This window comes from Acinetobacter sp. YH12070, from assembly GCF_013419625.1.
Classification (GTDB): domain Bacteria; phylum Pseudomonadota; class Gammaproteobacteria; order Pseudomonadales; family Moraxellaceae; genus Acinetobacter; species Acinetobacter amyesii.
The window spans coordinates 53,276-78,325 of sequence record NZ_VOZT01000012.1; the positions used below are offsets into that span (position 1 = coordinate 53,276).

At 41.1% G+C, this 25,050-nt stretch carries 15 protein-coding genes; 2 read left to right on the forward strand and 13 right to left on the reverse strand.

The features are described 5' to 3' along the window. Positions 1–87: 87 nt before the first annotated feature. The 6 genes from FTU17_RS05380 to FTU17_RS05405 form a co-directional block, all read right to left on the reverse strand. A complete protein-coding gene (locus FTU17_RS05380; protein ID WP_057049030.1) occupies positions 88–2,616 on the reverse strand; it encodes a hypothetical protein in 2,529 nt (842 codons plus the stop codon). Further along, entirely contained in the window at positions 2,613–5,246 is a 2,634-nt protein-coding gene (locus FTU17_RS05385; protein WP_180134834.1) for a hypothetical protein, read from the reverse strand. The genes FTU17_RS05380 and FTU17_RS05385 overlap by 4 nt, the downstream gene beginning before the upstream one ends. A gap of 7 nt (positions 5,247–5,253) precedes the next feature. Continuing rightward, a complete protein-coding gene (locus FTU17_RS05390) occupies positions 5,254–7,269 on the reverse strand; it encodes a hypothetical protein (protein WP_180134835.1) in 2,016 nt (671 codons plus the stop codon). 124 nt (positions 7,270–7,393) lie between these two features. Next, positions 7,394–7,867, reverse strand: a complete 474-nt coding sequence (locus FTU17_RS05395) for a hypothetical protein (protein WP_004964782.1) — start codon at positions 7,865–7,867, stop codon at positions 7,394–7,396. 4 nt (positions 7,868–7,871) lie between these two features. Further along, positions 7,872–8,174, reverse strand: coding sequence for a hypothetical protein (locus tag FTU17_RS05400; RefSeq protein WP_180134836.1), 303 nt, complete (start codon positions 8,172–8,174; stop codon positions 7,872–7,874). A 609-nt stretch (positions 8,175–8,783) separates the two neighbouring features. Further along, positions 8,784–9,911: a hypothetical protein gene (locus tag FTU17_RS05405; protein WP_180134843.1), complete on the reverse strand. Its 1,128-nt coding sequence runs from the start codon at positions 9,909–9,911 to the stop codon at positions 8,784–8,786. Between the two features lie 313 nt (positions 9,912–10,224). Here FTU17_RS05405 and FTU17_RS05410 point away from each other — a divergent pair, with 313 nt between their 5' ends. Together FTU17_RS05410 and FTU17_RS05415 are read left to right on the forward strand one after the other, a co-directional pair. Next, positions 10,225–11,667 (forward strand): hypothetical protein, encoded by a 1,443-nt coding sequence (locus tag FTU17_RS05410; RefSeq protein ID WP_180059339.1) that lies wholly within the window; start codon positions 10,225–10,227, stop codon positions 11,665–11,667. A gap of 463 nt (positions 11,668–12,130) precedes the next feature. Then, positions 12,131–13,327, forward strand: a complete 1,197-nt coding sequence (locus tag FTU17_RS05415; protein WP_180134837.1) for an integrase arm-type DNA-binding domain-containing protein — start codon at positions 12,131–12,133, stop codon at positions 13,325–13,327. A 210-nt stretch (positions 13,328–13,537) separates the two neighbouring features. Here FTU17_RS05415 and FTU17_RS05420 read toward each other — a convergent pair whose 3' ends face one another. The 7 genes from FTU17_RS05420 to FTU17_RS05450 form a co-directional block, all read right to left on the reverse strand. Continuing rightward, positions 13,538–15,409, reverse strand: a complete 1,872-nt coding sequence (locus tag FTU17_RS05420; protein ID WP_110974203.1) for a DUF262 domain-containing protein — start codon at positions 15,407–15,409, stop codon at positions 13,538–13,540. 23 nt (positions 15,410–15,432) lie between these two features. After that, on the reverse strand, positions 15,433–18,675 hold the full coding sequence (locus FTU17_RS05425; protein ID WP_180134838.1) for a type I restriction endonuclease subunit R: 3,243 nt from the start codon (positions 18,673–18,675) through the stop codon (positions 15,433–15,435). A 141-nt stretch (positions 18,676–18,816) separates the two neighbouring features. After that, entirely contained in the window at positions 18,817–19,740 is a 924-nt protein-coding gene (locus tag FTU17_RS05430; RefSeq protein ID WP_180134839.1) for an Abi family protein, read from the reverse strand. Positions 19,741–19,915: 175 nt separating this feature from the next. Further along, a complete protein-coding gene (locus tag FTU17_RS05435) occupies positions 19,916–21,220 on the reverse strand; it encodes a restriction endonuclease subunit S (RefSeq protein WP_180134840.1) in 1,305 nt (434 codons plus the stop codon). Next, positions 21,220–23,505, reverse strand: coding sequence for a class I SAM-dependent DNA methyltransferase (locus tag FTU17_RS05440; RefSeq protein ID WP_180134841.1), 2,286 nt, complete (start codon positions 23,503–23,505; stop codon positions 21,220–21,222). The genes FTU17_RS05435 and FTU17_RS05440 overlap by 1 nt, the downstream gene beginning before the upstream one ends. A gap of 265 nt (positions 23,506–23,770) precedes the next feature. Next, positions 23,771–24,001 (reverse strand): AlpA family transcriptional regulator, encoded by a 231-nt coding sequence (locus FTU17_RS05445; protein WP_004884796.1) that lies wholly within the window; start codon positions 23,999–24,001, stop codon positions 23,771–23,773. Positions 24,002–24,080: 79 nt separating this feature from the next. Then, complete coding sequence (locus FTU17_RS05450; protein WP_180134842.1) at positions 24,081–24,908, reverse strand: hydrolase or metal-binding protein; 828 nt, start codon at positions 24,906–24,908, stop codon at positions 24,081–24,083. Between the last annotated feature and the right edge of the window lie 142 nt (positions 24,909–25,050).

The window sequence follows — 25,050 nt, forward strand, 5'->3', positions numbered from 1 at the left end:
ATCATTCGATGTTGAATTTGGGCTATTTATAAATATTAATACAACATAGTAATCTAAAAATTAAAAAAGGAGCCGAGGCTCCTAATTTTATTCTTCTGATAAATCCCACCAGTAACTATTACCTAAGTTCTCCAGGCGCTGCTGTGTTCTTGGTAGATAATCAGGATCAATCATATTCTGCATTTTGGAATACAGCATTCGATCTACGACCAGCTTACTGTACCAAAGATTCTGCAATGGAATATTACTCTTCAGGGTATTGGCCACTTCCATCATCCGGGTAGATTCTTTCCCCTCAATGATGTTGTTACCCATACCGGTTAGCAGCATACCCAACTTCATGCTTTGGCCTAATAATGGGCCACTGATAAAGTCTGATGCACTTCGACCGGTTGGATCTGAAAGTGCAGACATGATGTCCCCCAGGAAGGAAAGCCCGCCACCTTTAAGAAGTGACTTACCAAAGAAATCAATCGTAAATACAGGCTCTGGATTCTTACCATTGGCCAAGTTCTGGGTCTGAACGATCAATGCACCTGCTAAAGTTTGATAAGCCAGTAGCGAAGCTAGGAACGTCACCCGACTCTTAATATCTCCCTGGGCAAAGGCACGATGACCAATACGGAACATATAAGCCAATGGGAAGCCTTTGAACTGGAATAGGGTTCGGCCCAATTCCCCTTGGATAGTTCCGGCTTCACCTAAGTTAATGATGCTACGTTCACGTACACCTGCTTCAATAATAGCGACTGACTCCTCATTAAAGATATGAGTCTGGTATTTCATAGCAGCTTTATACCGGAAGTCAGCCAGTGCATTAGCATTGTCCTGCTTGTCCAGTGGCAAGAACTGCTTAATCACATCATCTGGTGCATTAAAGAAGTCATTCTGCGAAAGTACCGCCGTCCCATCTTCACGCTTACTTGGCTCCAGCTGCTGCCACAACTGCCAGTCACGTTCGGTAATACCGTTCCCCTGCAGGATCTTAAGATCATCTGCACCAAGATCCTTCCAATCCGTTTTACGGGTCATTTCAGCAAGCTTATTCATATGCACCAGATTAAGCGCTCGTTTCGCTCCTGCGGTGACGGCGTTCAGTCCTGATAGTTTCATAGTTGTTGCAGCAAAAGCCTGCATACGTGCATTAAAGCGGCCTGACTTGGTAGCACTACTGACAATATCAGCATCACCGAAACGGGTCATTGAACCGGCCATTTCGTTAATCCCAAGGCCAAACCGCAATGCTTCATCACGTGTGGCACCCTGTTTCAATTGCTTCATGTATTCAGGGAGGATCGATTTGGTATAGGACAGGCCCAGCATATTAGCGACCTTCTTCATACTGGCATGGTCGCCAAAGGTCGTCAGCGTGGTGCCACCTAATTTAGATGCAACCATTAAGGCACGTAATCCACCCATAACGTTACCTAAGGTTGAATCAATCGCCCGGGTATTGGCATCCAGAGTGTTATACATGGACATGGCCCGATGAGCCTGCTTATCAATCTCACCATGTTTCATGCCATTCTGTGGATCTGCTTTCAGTTTGATCTTGGCTTCATCCAATAACGACTCAAATGTATTACGAGGATTGGATCCAAGGTTCTGCATCATGGCCACTTCTGTACTCATGCGGTGAGTATGGTTTTTCAGAATCTCATGAAACCCTGCTTCATCATAAGTTCCATATTTCTTCTGATACGCCAGCCATGCGTCACCATCCTTGAAATGCAAAGCCCTGGACTCTTGGTGACGATTCGCCATCTTGGAGCGACCACCTACAGGCGATGCCCCTGCTTTGGCCTGTTTATTCAGTATCAGTAAGTCTTTGTTAGCGCCGTTGGTTGAGATGGTTTTATAAATCTCCTCAAGCATGGATTTAAGCTCCAGCTCATCCATCAACTCACCAGTCTCTTTGACATACTGATTACGATCTACTCCAGCCAATGCATCGTTCACCCATTCTGATTGATCTGTTAGGGCTACTTTCTTCTGATCATGTGATGTCATAAAGCCAAAGTTATCGAGCTTCTTAATATTCCCACCAGCCCGGTTGAAGGCTAAACGCATTTCCTCCAGGGCTGCACTTACTTCCTTGGCCATCGCCGTAATTTCTGGATTATCAGACTTGCCACCAAACATGACCCGGATAATGTCATCAGTCATGGCCTTGTTTACTGACATGCCAAAGCGTTCCTGTGTCTTGGTAAACACATCAGCAACCAATGACATCCAGCGACTGTGCAAGGCTTGGGATTGCTTCTCTATAGACTGGATACCACTCTGATCCGAGAAGTATGCAATCTTCCGCATTAAAGCTTGGACCGGGTTTAATTTAGGATGGTTATAGATTTCGTTCTGTAGCTGGGCCTTGATGATGGCATCCCGGGCAATGTTCTGATTGTTCTTAGCGATCTGGACGGCGAGATCCGTAGCAGTTTTCTGCGCAATCGCTTCAGCACGTTCAGCAGGACTTTTAAACATCCAATCAGGATCTGTTCTGGCCAGAGTATTTTGTGCCCGGATATACAGTGATGAAATACGATTACTATCAGCTGCACTTAATTTTCTTTTACCTAATGCCTTTGCAACTTGTTCTCTACATTCAGCTCTCATGCTGCTTCACTCCCAAATCTTAATGCGCAGCTTGCCAATGCTTTCACTGCCTGAATTTCATCTTTTGCGATTTCTTCTTGCTCTTTGACATAGTCCAATAGATCTCGGGATGACATCGTCACAATTTCTTCATTCCCGTTTTCATCCAGGCGCGTAAAGGTCACTTCCATATCGGGATCTGCTTCTAGAATTGAAACCGCTTCCCTACCGTCTGCCGTATCAGTGAATGCACCGTATTCCCCTTTGCTAGACTTGGTTAAGTCCGGTGCACCATCAACCTTAGATTTACCCGGCTTCCAGAACTCCCGTTCTAATGCCTGGGTAGCTTTATGCTGTACTGTAGTTAATTCAGGACTATCGGCTTTACCATTAGCAGGATGGGCAAATAAATCATTTCCATTACGTGTAGCCTTTACCGGGCTAATGGTGCCATCCTGATTAATCTGGCGCTGGAAGGTCGTATTAGAAGTACTATTGTGTAGTTCTTGAATAATCCCCCCATCATCCATTGACCGCTCTCGTTTAAGATAGTTTTGCGATCTGGTCGGCGTCCAGTTATCTACTCCGGCAACAATTGAGTTTTGCTGAATATTTGAATCTGATGTTCTGGCATTATTGATATCTAAAGTATTCGATTCTGGATCAGCAACCATAACCCGTTGTTGCTCTGGCTCAAGCTGGTAAAGATCCGAGTCCAATACATCCAAATTACGGTTAGCACTATTACCAGGCCCAGATAAATCGACTTGAGGTTCAACATACGGCGTTCGATAAGCACCACCTTCAGAATACTGATAATGCGCCGTAGCCTTGAGGTATTCCAGATCCTCCTTGGTCAATGGAGAAGATAGGGCTTCAAACTCCTCCTGGAGTGACTTCACACTATGCTCATCTGCACTGAGTACAAAGGGCATTGATTCAATTTCAGCATCAGATTGGGACTTGTAAGCGGGTGGTGCAGTTATATCAGACTCAAACTGTGGGAACTCTGATTCACTCCCCCGGACTTCGGTAGGATGTGCTGCATTCTGTGAACCGACATCACCATAAAGTTTAGCTATATCATTCCAGCGCTTTTCGTATTTGGCCTTTACCTGCCCTACGGTCATCCCATTGAATTGATGACTTGAAGTGATACCTTCTGCAATCTGTCTTGCAGTCTTCTTCTGATTGCCTTTACTCCAGCGTGTGGCCACATCTACAAAAAGCTCATTATCTTTGGCTTTCAAAAAGACTGGTCCACCACCTTCACCAAAGAAATGCAGATAGTAAAGTTCTAGGCCATTCGGATCTCGATTAAAGTGGCTGCGGAAAACCTTGGCATTGTGCTCGTAGTAGTTCAGGCCCGCTTTAATTTGATCATTACCATCAAACTTATCCTTACCTCCCATACGGGCAAAGGTGCTATCCAAAGTCTGGAATAAGCCGGTAGCGGACGATAGTAACTTACCGTTTCTGTCCTTTGGCTGGATTGAAGTGCTGAAAGTGCCACCAGTTTCCAAATGGGAAATGATTAAGGCATCCACTGGATTAATGCCTCGTTTAGAGGCTTCCTGAACAATCGTTTTTGTCCAAGGTTTTTTATCAAATACAGGATTAGTCAAAAGCTCCGCTATTACTGGCGCTTTATGTTCATCAGTATTGATAGCGCTTGGTCTTACAATAGCCTTCGGTGTACCTGTTATTGGTACCACTGGTGTACTGGTTACTACTGCTTTAGGTGTGCCTGTCACTGGTGCTTTTAAGCTGACCAGCTCATCATTCAGTGCACTCTCCATTGCACTATCCAATGCATCAAAGTGTGAATTGGCTTCTTTTGCATTGGTTGGACTAAATGGATTCGTGCCTTCTGCATGCTCTATGTTGGCCTGTATATGAGCTGCATCATTCATGGTATCTACATTACTATGGTCTTTAATCTGCTCTGGCCGTAATCGCCCTTTATTCGCCCATAAGTTGAGTAGTAAGGCCATCCCGCCGTTTGCTGCCAATGTAGACGGACTTAATGCATTTTCCTTTAATGCTTCGCCGTATTGAGCGACCTTCTTATTTTCATTGTTCTCTAAATATGAACCTTCGATATAGTCACCGGCTGAACCTGCTGCAGTAGCCAGCGCGGTAGTAGCTACGGCGTCAGCAATTACAGACTTAGACACACCATGGGTAGGAATAGCAAAACCCAAAGCATCTGCAACGCCTTTAACCGCGCCACCGGTGCGAGCTGTTTGTATATCCGCCCCTTTGTTAAGTAAGTCTGATTTCTCTGCTTCAAAGGTCTGGTACCCGAATAATCCAGAATTCAATGCCAAGCCTGGCACACCGCCTGTTCCTAAAGTAGTGACGGCGTTCCAGCCAATACGTGTAAAGTCTTTGGTCAGGCCATAGGTAAACTCACCTATGCCACCCAAATCATCAGGCTTAAAAATCTCAAGGTTTTGTGCTCTTAGAGCTGCTGCTTTCTTGTCACCACGAATCAAGGCATCCGGTGCAGTGGCAGCCTCAATGGTACCCATGGCAACACCGGAAACAGTACCTAATACGCCGTCACTAAATCCACCGCGCTCACTTTTAGGTTTAAAGCGAGGATCGTCCTGATTTAACGTTAATTCATCATCTGCTAAAAAATCCATCTCTACCTCATCTCACTTTAAAAGTTAAACGTGTTTGACGCTTCTTATCGGTGGCATCCATGATGTACTTGGTACCATTCTTGAAGTAATAGACGTATGGATTTTTAGGGTCTTGCTCTAAAGGCAGATCCAAGAAGAAGTCTTTATCAGATCCACCATAGTTGCGGGCATTGCGAGAGTTAAAGCTCTCCAGTTGCTCACGAAAAGCCTTTTCACCAACGGTATGAGGCCGTAACACTACTGATTTACTTCCGAAGAATCCCCCTGAGGTGAACTTGCCTCCTGTGACATTCTTGGCAGCTCTATTGAAAAGCTCTTCATCAATGGTTTTATTTAAAATATTGCCTTTGGTATCAGTCACCTTCTCAGCTTTTTGAACCAAATAAGCATAGTTGGCTTTGATTGAATCCAGATAGATTTGAAAGTCAGGTTTACCTGGTGAAGTAATACCAGCTAAATACGTTTCTGTTTGCTTTGTTAAACCGTTTTCATCTACTTTGACCAAGCCTTTTTCAATCAGATCCTGACCGGTAATAATCTGGCCAGCAATATCTTGTAGCCCCCTATTATTGAGTGAAGCGGATAAACGATATGAGCCACTTTCACCAGCAATACTGTTGATCATGTCTCTAGATGCATTGGCATTGCCAGCACTAGATTTATAGAGGCTAGTCACTAAATTCAACTTATCGCCTGGTCTAGCTTTTTCCCAGAACTGCTTTAATTCAGATTGCTGTTGTGTAGAGAAAGGATTTAACGACCCTACAGTACCGTTCAATACATTGTTCGCGTGAATAGACTTAATGTTTTTAGATAAGGCATTAATGGCATCAGGATTGCCGCTCAAAATCGCATGAGTAGGTACTACTGTCAGCTCTTGGCCAGTCTTGATTGAGTACGCCAGAGCTGAATTATTTTTCTCATAGCCCAACATATTCTCATGCGTTTTAGACAGAAGGTTTAACTTCCAGCTCACGTCTTTAGCATTATCTTGCGCCGTATTTTGAGCCTCTGAACGCTTTTTACTGAGGTAAGCTTCACGCTCATCCGCTCCCAGTCTCATGAACTGCTGTACTTCAACCAAAGCCCCGCTGTACTGAACAAACTCAGATTCTTTCCCTGTCCCCTTAACACGTGCTAAGCGCGATTTAATCACGTCTTCACTTGGGATCAAGCCTGTTTCAATATCTGCCTTCATCTCAGTAACAGCATCTTTTGCATCATCTTCTAACTGCTTTTGCTGTAAGGCAACTGCCCGGTTATTCTGATCGATTTGACTTGATACCCGTCCACTCCAGTAGACGGCCTGCTCTTGAGTTAAATTAGGGTGTTTTGCTATTACAGCCTCAGGAGTGGATAGCTCAGTCAGCTTTTCGTTGTCTGACTTATTTCCCAAATAAAATGTGGATACATCATTGCCGGCCCGATTATTTTTGTACTCGTTAAAAGCATTCTGTACATGCGCTAAGGGTAAATTTTCGGACTGTCCATATAAAGCCATACCACTCCAAACATCCTGCTCAGAAGCGTTTGGATTTTTGAGGTAGTTTTCTCGCATATCCTTTAATTTCACAATGGCCTGTTGCTGCTTCGACTTCTGCGCGATCGGCAAATACTTCGATGCACTCTGGTAAGAATGCTGCTCAAAATAATTATTAAAGTTCTGCTCAAACTGTTTAGGTATTAGGTCTTTGTACTGACCTTTGATTGTTTCTAAGCTCTTTTGGCGTTGAACTACGGCGTCATCATAGGCAATTGCACCACTTTGCATTTTAAGCAAAAGGTCATCATCCACTACACTGATGTCCGCGCCAACCTTAGAGGATTGCAATGCAAAATCGGCTTTAGCTTTTTTGTCTTGCTCCGCCTTTTTCTGCTCAGCTTGTTGTGTAGCAACTTGTCCTATAGCCTGACCCAAGTTAATACCAGCCTGTGCTAATTGGCCTGTGTTGCGCTGTGGCATCTGGGTACGCTCAACCTGTGGCATTGCATTGCCAAAGTTGCCCATCGGGATTCTAGCCATTTTCTTTCTCGAAGTAATTTACTCAATACTTCAAAATTAAATGGTTACATGTCCTCAAAAAATGGGTGTGTACAGCAATGAAAAAAAGGAGGCTATGAAAGCCCCCTTTTATACTAGAATATTCTTAAAAAGAATGTGAAATGCTTCTAATACCGGACTTTCGGCCTACAGCGAGTGATTGTAATACTGGCTTTATAAACTGAATTTTTTTAACAATTTGTCTGACTTCATAATCAAACGTATTCCGATTAAGTAAACGCTTAAACTCATGATTAGGATCCAGATGGTATGCCGTAATGATTAATGGATTAGGTGCGTAACTCAAACTTTTAAGAATCGCGAACAAATGCCTAAAGTAAAATGCCTTATTATTTTTATTCGCCAAATAAGTGAGCCGGTGGATCAGCTCTTCCAGGTGGGATGCTATCTTTAATAATTGAGCCTGGTATTCGCTATTAAATAATTGACTCGACTCCTTCCCATTAGTTTGTCTCTGAAACTCATCAATTAAATATTCAATACCATTGCATAGCTGAATGGATCTCTCCATTTCATCACAATCTAATGGCTTAAAAGCTGTTGTCTTAATATTCCCCATATTCCTACACACTCCGGTAATTAATTCTTGGAATATCCTGATCTGTCTTATCAGTAAGAGTTTTCCATAGTTCTATTAATGCTTCACCATTTTCATAGTTAGGTACGCCACCGCGTGCCCATTCATTTATCGCAGAGGGGCCAGACACTGGTAATAAATGCGCAATCTTTTCAGGAGTCATTTCATGGTATTTCTTTAACTCAAAAATCATCTCTTCATAATTAGGCGCGACGTATTTAGATTCTGCTTTAAGAAAAATTAGCCTTTTGGATACTTCGAAATTATTAAGCTCAATATAAATCCCCATAACCCCTTCCTCTAATAAGTTTCAAATTATTAGGAGGCAATCCAAGTCCCCAAAAAATGGGTGTATTTCGACAAAACGCGCGCGCGCGCGAGGGAGACCGCTCAACACTATATTTTTAGCCTTCAACTCCACCTGGTAATCAATTGCCCTGCTTCAATCATCTTTAAGACTACGGCGTATCCAAGCAGGTCAAATCATACTTTTTAAAAGCATGCCTAAAACGCTCTTATTCGCCGTATTAGCCACTTTAATATTTTCATGTACCCTTAATCATTTTTCTTATTAGAATTGCTCAGTGAAGAACTGGATGCAAAATCAAGCTATAGATTTATTCACTTTTAGATATTTTTCAAAAATTACTAGCTTCATCAAAATCCCAACGTCAAAGCATTCTAATGAGCACTTGAAACGTTGTGCTTTTCTTCTCAGAGAAACTGACAGATTCTTTGATAGGTTCATTGATAGGTTCTGCATCCCAAAAACGGGTACATTCAAAATCCCAAAAACGGGATCGTTCAAAACCCCAATATTGGGAATATTACCGTTTTCGGAATGATCCCAATATTGGGTAGATTTCAATTTCCAAAGATTATTAGAGATTGAAACAGATTAATGAGTAGCTTTAGATCTTGACCGACTCTTTTTATTTATATAAATCTTGTCTGCATTCTGGCATGTCAATTCAAACTCTTTCATATTCTGAGCCTTTTTAGCAGTAAACCGTACATAGTGAAGATTTCGAGGGAAATACATTTGATTTAGCTTCTTATGGTTTGGATCCCTACTATTTAATTTTGATCTGGTCTTGGCCTGTAACTTTCCAATTTGGTGCCGGGTTCCATGGAAATTACCATGTGCACTTAATCGATATGTAGCTTCTTTTAATCGATCTGCCTTACCTGTAGAGATTAAATCAATCTTCTTATCTAACTCCCTTTCAGCCGACTGCATAAAATCTTTTGATAGATACCAGGTGTAGCGGACTTTCTTCTGAGAATGACGCTGGAAAAACTCCAAGTGCTTTTTACGAACTCCACGTAATACCCTAGTCAGTTCTTTTAATCGATCGTTATAACTCACATTAGTATTAAACTTAATCCCAAACCGATTTAATAAAAACTGACTTACAGAGGTTTGATTCCAGCGAGTATGTTTATTTTCAAGGAAGGCAAAACCAAAATTTCTATTAATACCTGCAAGACGTTTTAATTCAAAATTTTCGAACGGTTTAAAAATTCGGTAAATTGAATTCTTATTACTATCAATTGTCTTTGTTCGGATCGTCTTGGTATTAAATATCACTCCAAACTGTTCTGGGTGATAGTAAGTTTTAGAAAATTGAGGCTTAAGATCACTGAACTCTATGTATTGTCCAAGTACATAATCTCCATAGCGTAGCAGCTTCTCTTTTTTGACAGTTAAAATACTGTTGAGCTTTTGCTTTTGTACCATGCTGGAATTTTTAGCGAGTATTTCTTTTAGCGTCAGCTTACTTCTTCGTGCTTCTCTATAGCCTGTGGTAAATAACCAGAACTGGAATACATCATTCCTTGCCGGATCATAATTGATAACTAAACTCCACACTGGTTCCCCATAATCTGATTTTCGCTTGCGTAAAGATTCATCCAGATTGAGACCATACTCCAAGATCAACTTTGGAATGACAGTATGGAACTTTGAAAAACTAACAGAATCAGAGAACCAAAACTTTGCACTGCCGTTAGAAATGCACTGCATTAAGCTTAAAAGACAATCAGTTTTCGTTGTGGTGTAGTAGATCATTATTCATTCAAAAGTGTATTTTTATGCGGAAAGCATAAAAGTTTATCTTTGATTCAAAAAGCATAAAAAACGCCATATTCATGAAGTAGGCTTTTTTTTAAGCACTGATGGTCTTTCTATAAATAAGAGTTCCTGTTTAAAGATATTTTGTTCAGATATACACTCAAGAGCACACCTTTTAACTGCACTAAAAGTGTAGTTCATTCAGATCCCGTCCAACCTCCAATTTAGGATTGGAGATCATAATTCTAAGATCAGAGTAAAAATCATGCCTAAAGAATCATTAAATAAAATTAAAGGAATTTGGTTTAAATTTAACAACCAAAATAAGATGCAAACAATTACTCTTGAAGAAATCCATTCTGACTGTATGGATCAAGGAATTGAAATATTAGAAATAGAAGAAACTAAGTTTGGTTTTAATCAAACTATTCCTGCAATTAAGCTTACAACTTTAGAGAATGTCACCGTCTTAATGCCACGTTATAAATTATCTGAAATTAAAATTTATCAAAATAATATTTTACCACTCCAAAAAGAAGAGAATTTCTGGACTCAAGTTGACTGGTTTCTACCTGTATTTATGACTCGTGAGCAAATAAATGAAGGGTTCAAAATAACCAATTTGAAAATTGGTTATCAAGATATTTTGTCTAGAGAAGAGCTCCAAAACCGCTTTAAGGAGTTTTTCCCAACTGTATATAACTTCTCTAATATTATTCCAATAACTGTACAAACTTTCTCTGATTCAATAGCGATATCAAAACATGTACCATTAATTAAAGAATCAATTTTAGCTTTTTATAGCGGAATGAAAGTGACTTCTATAGCATCTTTAATTCCAATAATTGAAGATATTTTAAATACTATTATTGAGGACTCCGTTGAGAATCTTGATTTAAAAACTAAAGTTGATCGATGCATAAAACGTGCTATAGACAATATAAAGCATGATCATATATTAGGTGTAGATTGGATTCCTGAAGAGTATGTCCAAGATGATGTTCTAAAGGTAATGAATGAACGTATTAGAATTATTATGTTGATTGGAAACTGGCTTAAAAATAGTTTTTATGAAAACACTGATAACTATCAAAATACTTCTGGTTTTAACCGGCACTTTTTTGCACATGCTAAATCAGAAATTTGGCAAAATCCCTCTAATTTTTTTCGAGCCATGGGGCTAATTCAAGCATTAGCATTTATTGAATGTTTTGCAATGAAACAATCTAAGGTTTCAATTTTCCCACCAACTTTAGATAGAAGATCAGAGTCTTTTCGTAATGATGTCTTTGCTTGCTTAAATACCCAGGCCATTAAAAACCATATCTTGCAGCAATTACAAATTGATCATTGCCTACCTTTTAACCCTACTGCCTCTGATGATGGCTGGTTAGGTCGCGCAGCAATTCTCTCAACTAAGATGAACGATGAAATAGTAAAAAAACTCAGAGATAATGGGTGGCAATGTCATTTTTTTGGCCAACCTATCAAATCAGGCGAATACATAACTGTACAAGCTTCAAAAGATAGTAAAAATATAGGTATAGCACTTTTATATAGCTGTGCTACGGACAATGCGGTTTACAAAGAACTCGAGAAGACTTGTGATTATATTCTTTATCAAGGAGCTCCCTACCATCAGTCTTCTTATGCTCATGGTGTTAAGAAGCATGTAGGACCTTTGAATGCTTGGTTAACTCCGAATTAGCCTAGATTTCGATTAGGATTTGTAAAAAGGTATGAGCCTTACAGTAGAGATAAAGGATCAAATTCAGTGCTCAGCCGCTTATATCTTTTTCTGCTATCAACCTTATTCAATATATATGATTTCGCATATCGATTATTAAGGAATCAAATTAACGATACGTGATCTGATATTTTTTCTTTATTCACTTGTCGGTATATTTGTCGGTACATTTAATTTTATACATTTTTATAATTATTATTTTCAATAACTTATAACTATATTCAGACTTCCTCTTTCACCGCCAAATTCAACTCTTATGAAGTCCCATAAGGTCTAAAAAAGCTTAAATCTAAAGGGTTTAAGCTTTTTCTATGTCTTATACAATCTACTTGATCTATTGCAAGCTTGATGCAGTTGGGGGTATAACTAGGGGTATAATATTTTACCCCTAAAATTATACCCCCAATTCTGTGGAATTATTGCCATGCTTACAGATGCTCAAGTCAGAAAAATAAAACCTTCAGAAAAGAAAACCAAATACTCTGATGAAAAAGGGATGTATCTAGAGGTCACTCCTTCTGGAGGAATGCATTGGCGAATGAAGTTCCGTTTGAATGGAAAAGAGAATATCTTCAGTATTGGTACATACCCTGAAACTACGCTTGCACAAGCTCGTCGTGCTAGAGATGAAGCACGATTAAAGCTTAAAGATGGGATTAATCCCAATAAAGAGAAAAAGCAAAAGAAACAACAAGCCGATGAAAGCATTCTTTTCAAAGCGCTTGCTATGGAGTGGATGGAGGATCGTAAGGCTGTCATTAAAGAAGGTACATATTTACGTGACCTATCTGTATTTGAAAAAGACCTTTTCCCTGCTTTAGGTAATATACCTATTGATCAGATTAAAGGAAAAGATGTCCTTGCTTGTGCTAAGCAAATTGAAGCACGTGGTGCTCAGGAGATGGCTAAACGCTCTATTCCTTTAGCTGGGCGTATTTTTCGTTATGCGATCCGTAAAGGACTCATTGAGAATGACCCTACACCCCACCTTCAAGAAGCTCTCAAGCCACGTAAAGTAAAACATATGGCTCGCCTAGATATTTCTGAGTTTCCGCCTTTCTTAGAACGGATGGATCGTTATCACGGCAATATCTTGGTTAAGACAGCTTTACAGTTTATGACTCTAACATTTGTAAGAACTGCCGAGCTCATTAACATGGAATGGAATGAGATTGATTTTGATAATCGTTTATGGAGAATTCCAGCTTATAAGATGAAAATGGCTTTACCACATATTGTTCCTTTATCTAGGCAGGCTATTGAATTACTCAAAGGGTTACAGCCCATTACTGGTAATAAGCAATTTGTTTTTTATAACCACAGTACAGCTAAGCCTCTGAGCAACAATGCTCTGTTAAGTGCGATTCGCACCATGGGATATACGGGAAAAATGACTGGTCATGGGTTCCGTGGACTTGCATCTACTACACTACATGAGCAAGGCTATATGCATGATGCAATTGAAATACAGTTAGCACATACTGTCGGAAATGCCGTCTCTCAAGCCTACAACCATGCACAACATTTAGAATATAGAACTAAGATGATGCAGGAATGGTCAGACTTTATTGATAGTTTGAGAAACAAAATAGTGCCTTTTCCGAAGCAAAAGATAGGGTAAATAGTCTATGCAATAGGCTAAATTTTTGGGCTATTTTGCAACCATGATATTTTTTCTCTTCAAAACTTCTAAAAGTTTCTATAGTAGGCTTTTTATTCCAGTAGCCACCGAAGTGGCTACTGGAATAAAGTTAAATGTCATTTTAATAAATAATTAAACAATATATTGAATATGTAGAATGATCTAAGATTACCTTGACTTACAGTTTCCTTATAATACAGCTGTAACAACTTGATCTATGTTTGTACGTTGCTCATTTTCATCAGCAAATTTATATTGGTCTATTCTTTGCCCATTAATTGTCCAAGCCAAAAGAGCTAAATTCAATAAAACTTGCTGACGCTGTAGAATCTGCTCCTTTTTCCATTCAGTAAAAGCATACTTATAATCATGGATAAATTGATTGGTTGAGGTATTTTTACCAATACTAAACTCATTATCTAGCATTTTACTCAGTACTAATGCTGAATTTTTATACTCAGATTGCTTTTGTTTAAACCAATCTGCACTTAGGTTATTAAAATTATTAACCGCCTGATTAATCTGACTTTCTAATAATGTCACATTACCTAACATATAAACTTGGCCACTATATTCTAAATAGTCAGCCCCATACTCTTCAGGAATTACATCAGCCTTAGGTGTCTGAGGTAAAATATGTTCAACTTGCAGACTTTGGATAAATCCATGGTCCTTGAGTGGCATATTACAAAGCTCAGCCGCTTTATTTTCCAATGTACCTAGAATATAACGCAGACGATAAAGCGGATTAAAAGCATCATGACGTTTCGTTAAGAAGGTTTGTTTAAATTCTGCCGCCTTTTTAGTTATATATTTTGCAATAGTTTTTTCAACAGCAACTTTTACCTGTTCAATGGTTTTTAAGCCACGGAAATATTGCACCCATATACTAAAATTGTTCTCGTTATATTTTGCCTGTATACCTAATGTATTACTCACAAAAAACAAAGTTTCTAATTGTTTTGCAAGATAATTGATCACTTCATCTTCACAATTAACATCTAAGGCCAACAACAGTAATAAGTGCTGTCTGGACATATATTTATTAATGTAGCCTATATTAACTACAGCAGGGTAAGCTTGATGATGATCAGCTAAACTTGTCGCATTAACTAATTTTGAATAGCGTTCTGAAGCACTCAATAATGCATTTACAAATTCGATTGGTTTATTTTTATAGTTGATTAATGGCTCACCCTCAGAAATGATCCATTTATAAATATCTTCCTCACGTAGAATTCCATTATTACAGTAACGTGCCATTAAGAAATATCGTAGGAAGCGTAATGGGTTCTCCCCTTCCTTACATGCATGGATATTTCCAACAACCATTTTCCATTTAGATTTGATATCCGGAAAATCTTTTTCATTAGCTTCACTAAAAATAAGATTTTTAACCAAATCCATAGCATCCAGGCTTGCCCCACGCTGATTACTGGTTTCAAATATTTTCAATGCGCCATGAAGGTCCGCAGAAACAATAAAAACTAGGACAATTTTATTAAAAAAGAAAGTAATAAAATCAACCAGATGCTCTTGTCCTTCATTCTTCAAACTTGCAATATATTCATACATCGCATCATAGGCAGCCTGCATTTTTTGAATAGATGGCGTAACTTTACCTTTGTATTCTTTTTTATGAATAAGATAGCCTAAATAATTTTGGCTTTCTTCGTATTGCAACTCTACACGGTTTTGATGGGTTGCCGTTTTCATATTGAAAGTCGATAACCATGATTTAATCGCGTTATAAAAGTTTTCAGCAGATTCAGTACGGGTAATACTTTCTAAAAAATCTTTTAATGCACAGAGAGTTAGTACAATTGTAGTAAGACGTTGCTGACCATCTATGACATCATAATTATCCTGTTTTTTAACAATAATTACAGACCCTAGATAGTAGCTCGAATCATTATTTGAAGTTTCAAAAGCATTATCTATATCTGTGATGAATTGTTTTACTTGATCATTAGCTTTCCATACATATTCCCTTTGATAATCAGGAACAATAAAGAATTGATTAATATCTGAAATACTTTTTACTTGGGCATCAATTTGCATTCTCTTTCCCCCTCTCTCTAAAATTACCCACCACTCAACATATCAAAGATCACTCTCGCAAAGATGCTGGCCTTCGCCGGATCAGACAGCAACTGCATCATCTGCTCCTGATGTGCCGCACTACTGCCAAGAATGGCATCATCCATCGCTTTCGGGAAATCACCCAGCATGGCTTGTTCACGGGTATTGTTGGCGATCTGCTTCATCACAATCTCATTTTCCGCCAGCTTGTCACGTACCGTATAGGCATAGTTGAGCATATCTTTATCGGTTAGGTTATCAGTGATAAAGACATCATTCAGACGCTCAATAATCTGTGACAGGAACTCTTCTTTCTTATCGCGTGGCTTGGCTGCACCGAGGTCATTGCCCGGTTCTAGCTTAAAATCTTCGGCATCTTCTTTCAGCTTGATGTCCTGCTGACGGATCTTGGACAAGCGGTAATGGCTCATACTGACATTACTTAGATCCACCTCATCGTCTTTCGTTGCGGTTTCACGCAGCAATGGACGCAGGTTACGCGCATACAGACTGAGCTTCTCCAGTTCTTTGTCATCGTAGTCCACGATCTGTGACATAAACTCGTAGAAACGGGTAAAACTTCCCAAGTCTTTTTTAAAGATTTCCAGCTTGTCTTTTTCAAGCTTAGCCTCTTTAAAGGCATTGTCGGCATTGGCAATCAGCACCGCATCATTGGTTTTCTTGCAGCGTTCCAGCATGTCACGGGTGGTGTTATAGGCTTCGATGGCCTGACTATAACGTTTCTGCCAGCGTTCAACCGCGGGTTTGCAGATATTACTGATCGCAGCATTGGATTTGTTCTTGGTAAAAAAGGCTTCTACAAACTGTTCAACTTCCGTCCACAGAAAAATCTTGGTAGCTTTCAGCTTTTCAAACAAGTCAAAGATCTGATCCGGATTCGATACATCAGCCAGTTCTGCGGTTTGATAGTAAGGCTGGAAGGCCCCAAGAATGTCTTCAGGATCGTTAAAGAAATCCAAGACAAAGGTGCCAGATTCCGCTTTGCCCGGATAGGTACGGTTCAAGCGTGACAAGGTTTGTACGCACTCAACACCACCCAGCTTTTTGTCTACGTACATGGCACACAGTTTCGGTTGGTCAAAGCCAGTCTGGAACTTGTTGGCCACCAGCATCACCTGATAGTCATCACTATCAAAGGCCTTACGCATTTCCCGCCCTTTCAGTCCCGGGTTCATGTTGCGTTCATTAAAGGTCTGCCCGACTAAACCACTGCTGTCGGTATCCTTGTCATTAAACTCAACCTCACCCGAGAATGCGACCATAGCCTGAATGGACTTATAGCCCTGATCCGTCACGTATTTATCAAAAGCGAGCTTGTAACGCACCGCTTCTTTACGTGAACTGGTCACCACCATGGCTTTGGCTTGTCCACCCAATAAGCCCATCACGTTATTTTTGAAATGCTCGACAATGACTTTCACTTTCTGAGAAATGTTGTGGTCATGCAGGCGCACCCACTGATTCAGTCTGATCTTGGCTTTTTTGGCATCGACCTGTTTGTCGGCTTCTTCAATTTTCTGTTTGAGCTTATACACCACTTTATAGTTGGTATAGTTTTTCAGCACATCCAGAATAAAGCCTTCTTCAATTGCTTGGCGCATGGAGTAGACATGGAAAGCTTCCGGCTTGTTTTGCTTGGATGGCGGTAGCTCAGGATTGGGTACACGGCCAAACAGTTGCAGGGTTTTGTCTTTAGGTGTCGCGGTAAAGGCATAGTAGCTGAGGTTATTACTGCCCTTACGTGCAGCCACCACCGCATCCAGAATATCTTCCGAAGACAGTTCAGCATCCTCTTCGCGCTCTTCCAGCATCAACACTTCTTTCAGTTGTCGTGCCGTAGAACCGCTTTGTGAAGAATGCGCTTCATCGGCAATCACCGCATAACGTCGCTGTTTCAGATTGGTACTGTTTTCAATCGCACGCAGCACAAAGGGGAAAGTCTGGATGGTCACAATGATAATCGGCTGTGAGGTTTCCAGTGCTTTGGCCAGTTTTTCCGATTTGGAGCCATCACCCTCTTTGTTATTGATGCGTCCGACCACGCCATCGGCATGTTCAAACTGGTAGATGGTGTCCTGTAGCTGGGCATCCAGAATCGTACGGTCAGTGACCACAATCACCGAATCAAACAGTTTCTGATTGTGTTGATCGTACAGGGTCGACAGCTGATGTGCTGTCCAAGCAATCGAGTTGGACTTACCTGAACCTGCACTGTGCTGAATCAGATATTTCTGTCCAGTGCCCTCCTCTAAGGCGGCATTGATCAGTTTAGTGACCACATCCCACTGGTGGTAACGTGGGAAGATCAGTAGTTCTTTTTTGTACTTGCGTCCTTCCCAGTTTTCTTTCTCTTCAATTTGCAGATGGACAAAACGTGCAATGATATTCAGCAAATTGTCTGGGGTGAGAACTTCATTCCACAGATAGGCGGTGGCGTACTGATTTTGGTCTTTCGGCACGTCATTGCCTGCACCACCTTCCGCTGTACCCTTGTTGAACGGCAGGAAGAAGGTATCTTCTCCGGCCAGTTGAGTCGCCATATAGACTTCGTACTGACTGACGGCAAAGTGTACCAATGCGCCACGCTTAAACATCAGCAAGGGTTCAGGCTTGTTGGTTTCTGGATCTTTCGGAAAGCGGGTGCGCTTGTACTGCAACATGGCATTCTGCACGGCCTGTTTAAACTCGGACTTGAGTTCCAGTGTTGCCACCGGAAAGCCGTTGATAAACAGGACTAGGTCAATGCGCCATTTCTTGGCCTGTTTGCCGGTGTCCTGTAACTCGGCAGCGGTGGCATAGGGGCTATAGACCAATTCTGGCACAATGCGGCAGATGTTCTTTTTGTAATTGGCTAAGGTATCGGGATTCAGCGCATGTTCAGGTTTAAACTGACAGAGGAAAAATCGTGCGCTGCGGGTTTTCACTCCGTGACGCAATACACCCAAGGTGCCATAGCTGCGTGACTGTTCATCAGTGGCATTGATGTCGGCTTTCTTCAGTTGGGCAACCACGGCTTCTAGAAAATGCCGTTCGGTATCTTGCGGAAAAATGCGCTGAAACTTCTGCCAGTCTTGTGCTTGGGTCTGTTGCACAAAATCCAGTACGTCCTGCTCATACAAGGCGGTTTCACGGTTGTAGCCTTGTGCTGAGCCGATCATCCAACCGTGACTTTGCATTTGCGCCACGATATCTTGTTGAAAAATGCTTTCTAAAGTTGCATCCATGATGCTTGCCCCCAAAAAACTGCATTTTGCAGACAGCGTCTGCATAATCTTTGTAAATAAAATGAATTTTTCAAATCACACCTGCCACACTCACGGTCGGCATGGGTTCGTCAATATTGTGTGCCAGTGTGACCCCGTCATTCATTGGATTTGATCTGTTTGCCAAATGGGATAACTTTCCCACTGTTCAGGAAATCCCATCCATGTTTTAGAAATGTTGCGGTGCGTGCGTAACAGATAGAGTAAGCGATTACGCCATGTATGCTTTGGTGCAATCTTATCCATGAAATGCAATAAAAAAACTAGGCTGTTATAAAGTTTTCTGTCTGCTGAAATATTTTGATCAAAATTGCATTGCGGCTTTAAACCTGCTGGTTTGCTGCGAGGTTGTGCAATCGTTTTCGTCAATTTACGATTCCATAATCTGGCATGATGTGCACAAATATTTCTTAAATAAACAAAATGCTGTAATAGCCCTTCAAACTGTTTTTCATCGCAATCAAAATGACTGGAAATGGCTTTACGTGTCTGAATCGGTGCCAAGAGCTGATACCACTTAGACAGTTGACCAAAACTCATGACTTCGCAGGTTGCCCAAATCGGTGGTAATTCAGGATCATCATAGGTACGTTTATAATGTTCTATAAAGACCTCATCTGCCCGGGAAACTTCAGTTTTCAGTGATTCGAGTAAGCTGTTCCATCTAAAGGCAGGTTTAAAGTACTGACTTTGCAGATAGGCATGACAGCCATGCCGATGTGCCAGTTCATACGCAAAACGGGTACGGATCGCCACTTCTACACGTTCTATGGCATCTAGGATAAGTAGCCTTAATTCACGGTCAAAGATGTACAGTTCAAGCACCTGTTCAAAACTGGTATCAGGTTTAAAACAATGCGGTGAATGGGTGTTTTCAAAAGGAAGCCAATAGGCACCTAAGCGATAATAATTGATTTGCTCTAGGTAAAATTGTGCATCTTGCTCGTTAACAAACTGCATACCACGCGCTTTTAATAGCTCGATTTGTTCAGCAAAGGTTTTGGCAGGCTTATTGAAAGGCTTCATAGGTGGCTTGCCCTGATTGTTATATTTTTTAGGGCGGTAGAAACAAGTAACCCGACAGTTTGAGGATGCAATTGCTTGCCTAGCCTTGTCGGGTGTTGTTGAGCGTATAGTGCATGATAGTGGGCCATTATGCAATAGCCTTGTGTATAGCAGTTGTTTAAGAAACGTGATGCCCTCATGCGCTGAACTCCGTGTGTGCCTCAGCAACCGTTGGCGATTGCCAGTGGCGCACGTCGATTTTGCCAGTGACTACGGCTGAGATTAAGGCAGTTCGGCGTTCTTGCATTAATGAAATTGCTGATTCTGCTTTTAAAATTAATTCATCCTGCTTGGTAACATAATGATCAATATACTCAACAATTTTCTGTTGTTCTTGAAGTGATGGAAGAGCAATTTTATACTTAACAACATTATTAACGTTTAAGTTACCAACGCCTCCACCTGTTACCGTTCCCTCATAATTCAGGAACTTGCAATAATCCGTTCCAAAGAAATACATAACGAATTTATTATTAGCAATATTAGAATTTACCCGAATGTGAGTTAAGCTAACATATATTGAAAATTCCAAATCTATATCAACAATACAAGCTTCTCCTATTCCCGCACCTACTCGCGTTACCAAAATATCGCCTAACTCAGGCTTCCGATATTTGGTTAATTGCTCATGTAATGAATGAGGAATGTAGTTAAACTTATGCAGAGATAATTTATTGTTCTTGATATTTTGTGCAGATAAAAATGGCATTCCTACATCTTCTTCAACATAAGTAGGCGTTGATGCGACACCACAAGTGATAATAGGTGCTATATGTGCAAATTTCCAGATTCCCCAATGCTCCGGCACTTTCCCTAACCATTCCACGCCTGAATCTTTCATTTTTACATTAGGATTTAAACCTTTGGTCACGGCATGGCTAATCACCGCCTGGCGTTTTTCTTTCAGCAGTTCAATCAGTTGTTGTTGTTTTTCAATCAGGTGATCGATTTTGGTGGTTTCGTGGTCGAGGAAATTTCTAATCTGATTTCGTTCGAAAACACTGGGAGGTAAAGAAAACTCAAAATTATTGAGGTTCTCTTGTGTCATACTTGGTAAAGCTGTATTAGTTGAATAGCGATTAAAGAGAATAGTTTTGCTTAAGTAATAAAAATATTTTACATCAATGTCCTTATTCACTTCAGTGTAATACATCGTATCAACTGTCCAAAATGGCTCATCAATATAAAGTGGTTTATCAATTGTCCCTTTGCGCCCCAAGAGCACTGAAGGCCTATTAAACATATAAGTAGAGCTAAAAGTAAATTGCCCACCCGATCCCATAACAGGGAAGCCTGTTTCAGTTTCTACATGCTTATAATCTTGACCATTTCTAATTTTTGCCAAGAATTTTAATCGCGTTAATTTCCAATGACTCGGAATCTCACCTAACCATTGAACACCTGAATCCTTATACTCCGCATAGGCCTGATACTTTGCCATTAGGAATGCACCTCTTGTAACAGCTGCATAATCTCGGCACTCACCGCATCCAGATCTGCATCAATCTCTATTAAATCACGTGGTGGCTGGTACACGTAGAAATGACGGTTAAACGGAATTTCATAACCAACAATACCAATCTCGCCATCCTTTTCATCGCGCTTGTCGGCATTGATCCATGCATCAGGCACATGGGGCTGTACTTCACGTTTAAAGTACTCTTCGATCAATTCTGTGGTGCTGACTTTTGGATTCAGTGCAATGTTCTCTGCATCACGCAAGTCACCATCCTGCACAAACTCAACAACTTTGCCCTGGTAGCTAAACTGGCCATATAGTGGATTTTCGGCCTGTTTCAGTACCTTGTTAATCACCGGTTCCGCTTCCGAATTCTTCCAGGTAATGGCGTCTAACAGCTGTTTCTTCTCTTTGGCATCCAGCTTGATGTCGGTTTGTTTCAGGGCTTTTTTCAGCACTTCATCAAACTGGTTAAAATCATCAAACTGCTCAGTGCCAATCACGGCCTGTAACGCTTGGGCTTTTTCCATCAAGGCTTTCTGGAACAGCCAGATTTTGCTGTCCAGTACCTCTTTAATGTCTTTTTCTTTTAGCTCAGGGAACTCGGCTTTAATCAGGGCACGCACCTCAAGCGCCACATCCTGCAACTGACCATAAGTTTCTACTGTCCACGCTGTACCAAAGGCTGTGCCCAATTGCGCATCTATACTTTTCATCACAGCATTAAACGGTTTCGGCGCAAAACGTAATGCAGCAATCGCGCTATCCGTGATCTGTGCCGATAAACGTAATGGACGTTCAATGGTCACGCGACGGTAGCCAAATTCATGGCTGTCAAAAATCTTGCTGGCGAATGGTTTTTGCTGTTCGGTTTCGCCATCCTGTGCCAAGGTGTCTACCGCCACAAAGTCACCGTAATTTTGGGTAATGGTGGCAATTTCAGCTTCAGTCAGATAGTTACGTTTTGAACCCAGCGACTTACGCATTTTGGTACTAAGGTTTGAGGCATTGATCAGCTGTACCTTGCCTTTACGTTCAGCGGCTTTTTTATTGCTGAGTACCCAGATATAGGTGGCAATCCCGGTGTTGTAGAACATGTCGTTGGGTAGGGCAATGATTGCTTCAAGCAAGTCGGCTTCTAAAATGTAGCGACGGATCTCGCTTTCACCACTGCCTGCACTACCGGTAAATAAAGGTGAACCATTCAGGATAATCCCGATGCGGCTGCCGCTCTCACTACTACTGGCATCACGCATCTTGCTGATCAGGTGCATCAGGAATAATAGTGAACCATCCGATACCCGTGGCAAGCCTGCACCGAAACGGCCATCAAAGCCTTTTTGTTCATGCTCGTCCTTGATGTCCTGTTCGATTTTTTTCCAGTCCACCCCAAAAGGTGGGTTAGACAGCATGTAGTCAAACTGATCGACCGAGAGTTGATCATTCGACAGCGTGTTACCCAGTTTAATCCGGCTCACGTCTTGGCCTTTGATCAGCATGTCGGCTTTACAGATAGCGTAGGATTCTGGATTGAGTTCCTGACCAAAGGCACGCATCACCGCATTCGGGTTCAGCTCATGCAGATATTCCATACCTGAAGACAGGAAGCCGCCTGTTCCGCAAGTCGGGTCATAAATGGTACGGATAATGCCGTCTTTGGTCAGCACGTCATCATCTTCCATAAACACCAGTGCCGTGGTCAAACGTACAATGTCACGCGGGGTAAAGTGTTCCCCAGCCGTTTCATTAGAACCTTCGGCAAAACGACGGATCAGTTCTTCAAACACCAAGCCCATGTCATGGTTGGATACGTTCTTTGGACTCAGATCCGTAGTGGCAAACTTTTGCACGACTTTATACAAAAGGTTGGCATCATCGAGGAGGCCCACAAATTCGATGAAGTTAAAGTATTCAAAAATCTCACGGGCATCTTTAGAGAAACTTTGCACATAAGTACTTAAGTTAGCCTTGATGTCACTCTGCCCCATTTTGCTGAGATCCATTGGGGAGGTGTTAAAGAAGGCTAGACCATTGGTGGCACGCAGCAATAACTTTTCTTGAGCTTCTTCTGGCAGATTCAGTTTGGAGACTTTTTCATGTTCTGCCAGTACCGCCGCCTTGCTTTCTTCCAGTACACATTCCAAACGACGTAACAAGGTAAATGGCAGAATGATACGACCATATTGCGATTGTTTGAAGTCACCACGCAGCAGGTCGGCAACCGACCAGATGAAAGAAGCGATTTGTGAAAAGTTATTGTTGGTCATAGTGTTCTGAAAAATCCTGGTTCTTATTTGACGCAGTAGCATCAACTGAAAACTTGCTAACCTTTATCTTACTGAAATTTTGTTGAACTTTTGGAAAAAAATAGTGATTAATCACTGAATTGATTTCACTCAGCGACAGAAAATGTCGTTTAAAGCATCTTTTGATTGTAGTAGTGAATGGCTTGATTCATTTTATTCTTTAGATTTTTAACATTTCCATAGTTTACTGAAAACCAAAAAATAAGGGAGCCGAAGCTCCCCACTTTTATTCACGATTTTCCAGCTTATCTTCAATCCATTGATTTATTTCCCAAGCTGACCAGCCAATACGAGATTCACTTAGTCGCACAGGCTTTGGAAAAGTAGGATCGTAGTATTTTGATTTCTCATTAATCATTTCATAGATTTTAGCTCGACTAATACTTGTAAATTGAACCACCTCTTTAATATTAACGATTTGATTCATCGGGAAAGTTTGACCAACAAATGCATTCATGATGTTTACTCCTATCTCATGATTTCGAGCAACTCGCTCATGAGATACGGCAATCTCGTAAGGTTTTACCTTGTCTGATTTAATTCAAAGCCGTCACTGATCCTTTCAATCCCTGCTGAATATTAAATTCAGGCTGCGTTTCCTCAATCTGCTGGCCTTCAACAGGCTGATAAAACTCCTCAACCACATCCAAACCTTCTTCCATATCGACCTCCATCCTTCCATTCCCAAAGCCCTTCCTGGCAGTAAAATCCACAGCCTCCTGATAAAACCCCGCCTGCTTACTCTGTTCATCAATTTGCTTCGCTTGCATAATGGCTTCATTCAAACTAATCCCTTCTCTTAAAGTTAAATCCACGTAATACACTGGTTGACGATAACTCTGTGTCGTACTCTTGCCCCGCAATATCAATTGCAAGGGTAGACATGACAACAAACCATTTGAGGCCGCATGGTAATAACTCAGCCGTGCAGCCAAAGTTCGAATACTGTTAAAGCCTGTAGTTCTAAAGATGAAGGTGCCAAACTCATCCGATTCATCTAAGTTCACATGCAAACGACCATAGGGCTTGCAGTTCCCTCCTTGAGCCAATGGACATAAATCAGGGGATGGACAGGGATGTTGCTCCACGCCTTGATTGGTTAAACGTTGGCAGGTTTCTCCATTACCGACACAGACAGGTCTTCCAGTCTGTCGGTCAAACAGGCTGTATTCTGCACGCAGGTTTAAATCAGGATCATTAAAGATCATTCTGACAGGGATTGAACGGAGCTTTTGATTCGGAGCATTCGCTCGCAGCTGATCATCCAGTGGATGTTTAACCCAGCCTTCTTTGCTTTGAATCTGGGAAGTAATGGTGAACTGGTCATCCTTTTCCGGTAGGCGTTTGCCATTCTTCTCGATCATCCGGCCGATACTGATTGAACCGTACCGGGTTTGTCGGAGACTTTTTTATTTAAGTTAGGCCACCTGACCTAACGGGTTAATCTTATCATAGTACATTGCTTCAAACTCAAAAGGCGATACATAACCCAGTGCACTGTGTACA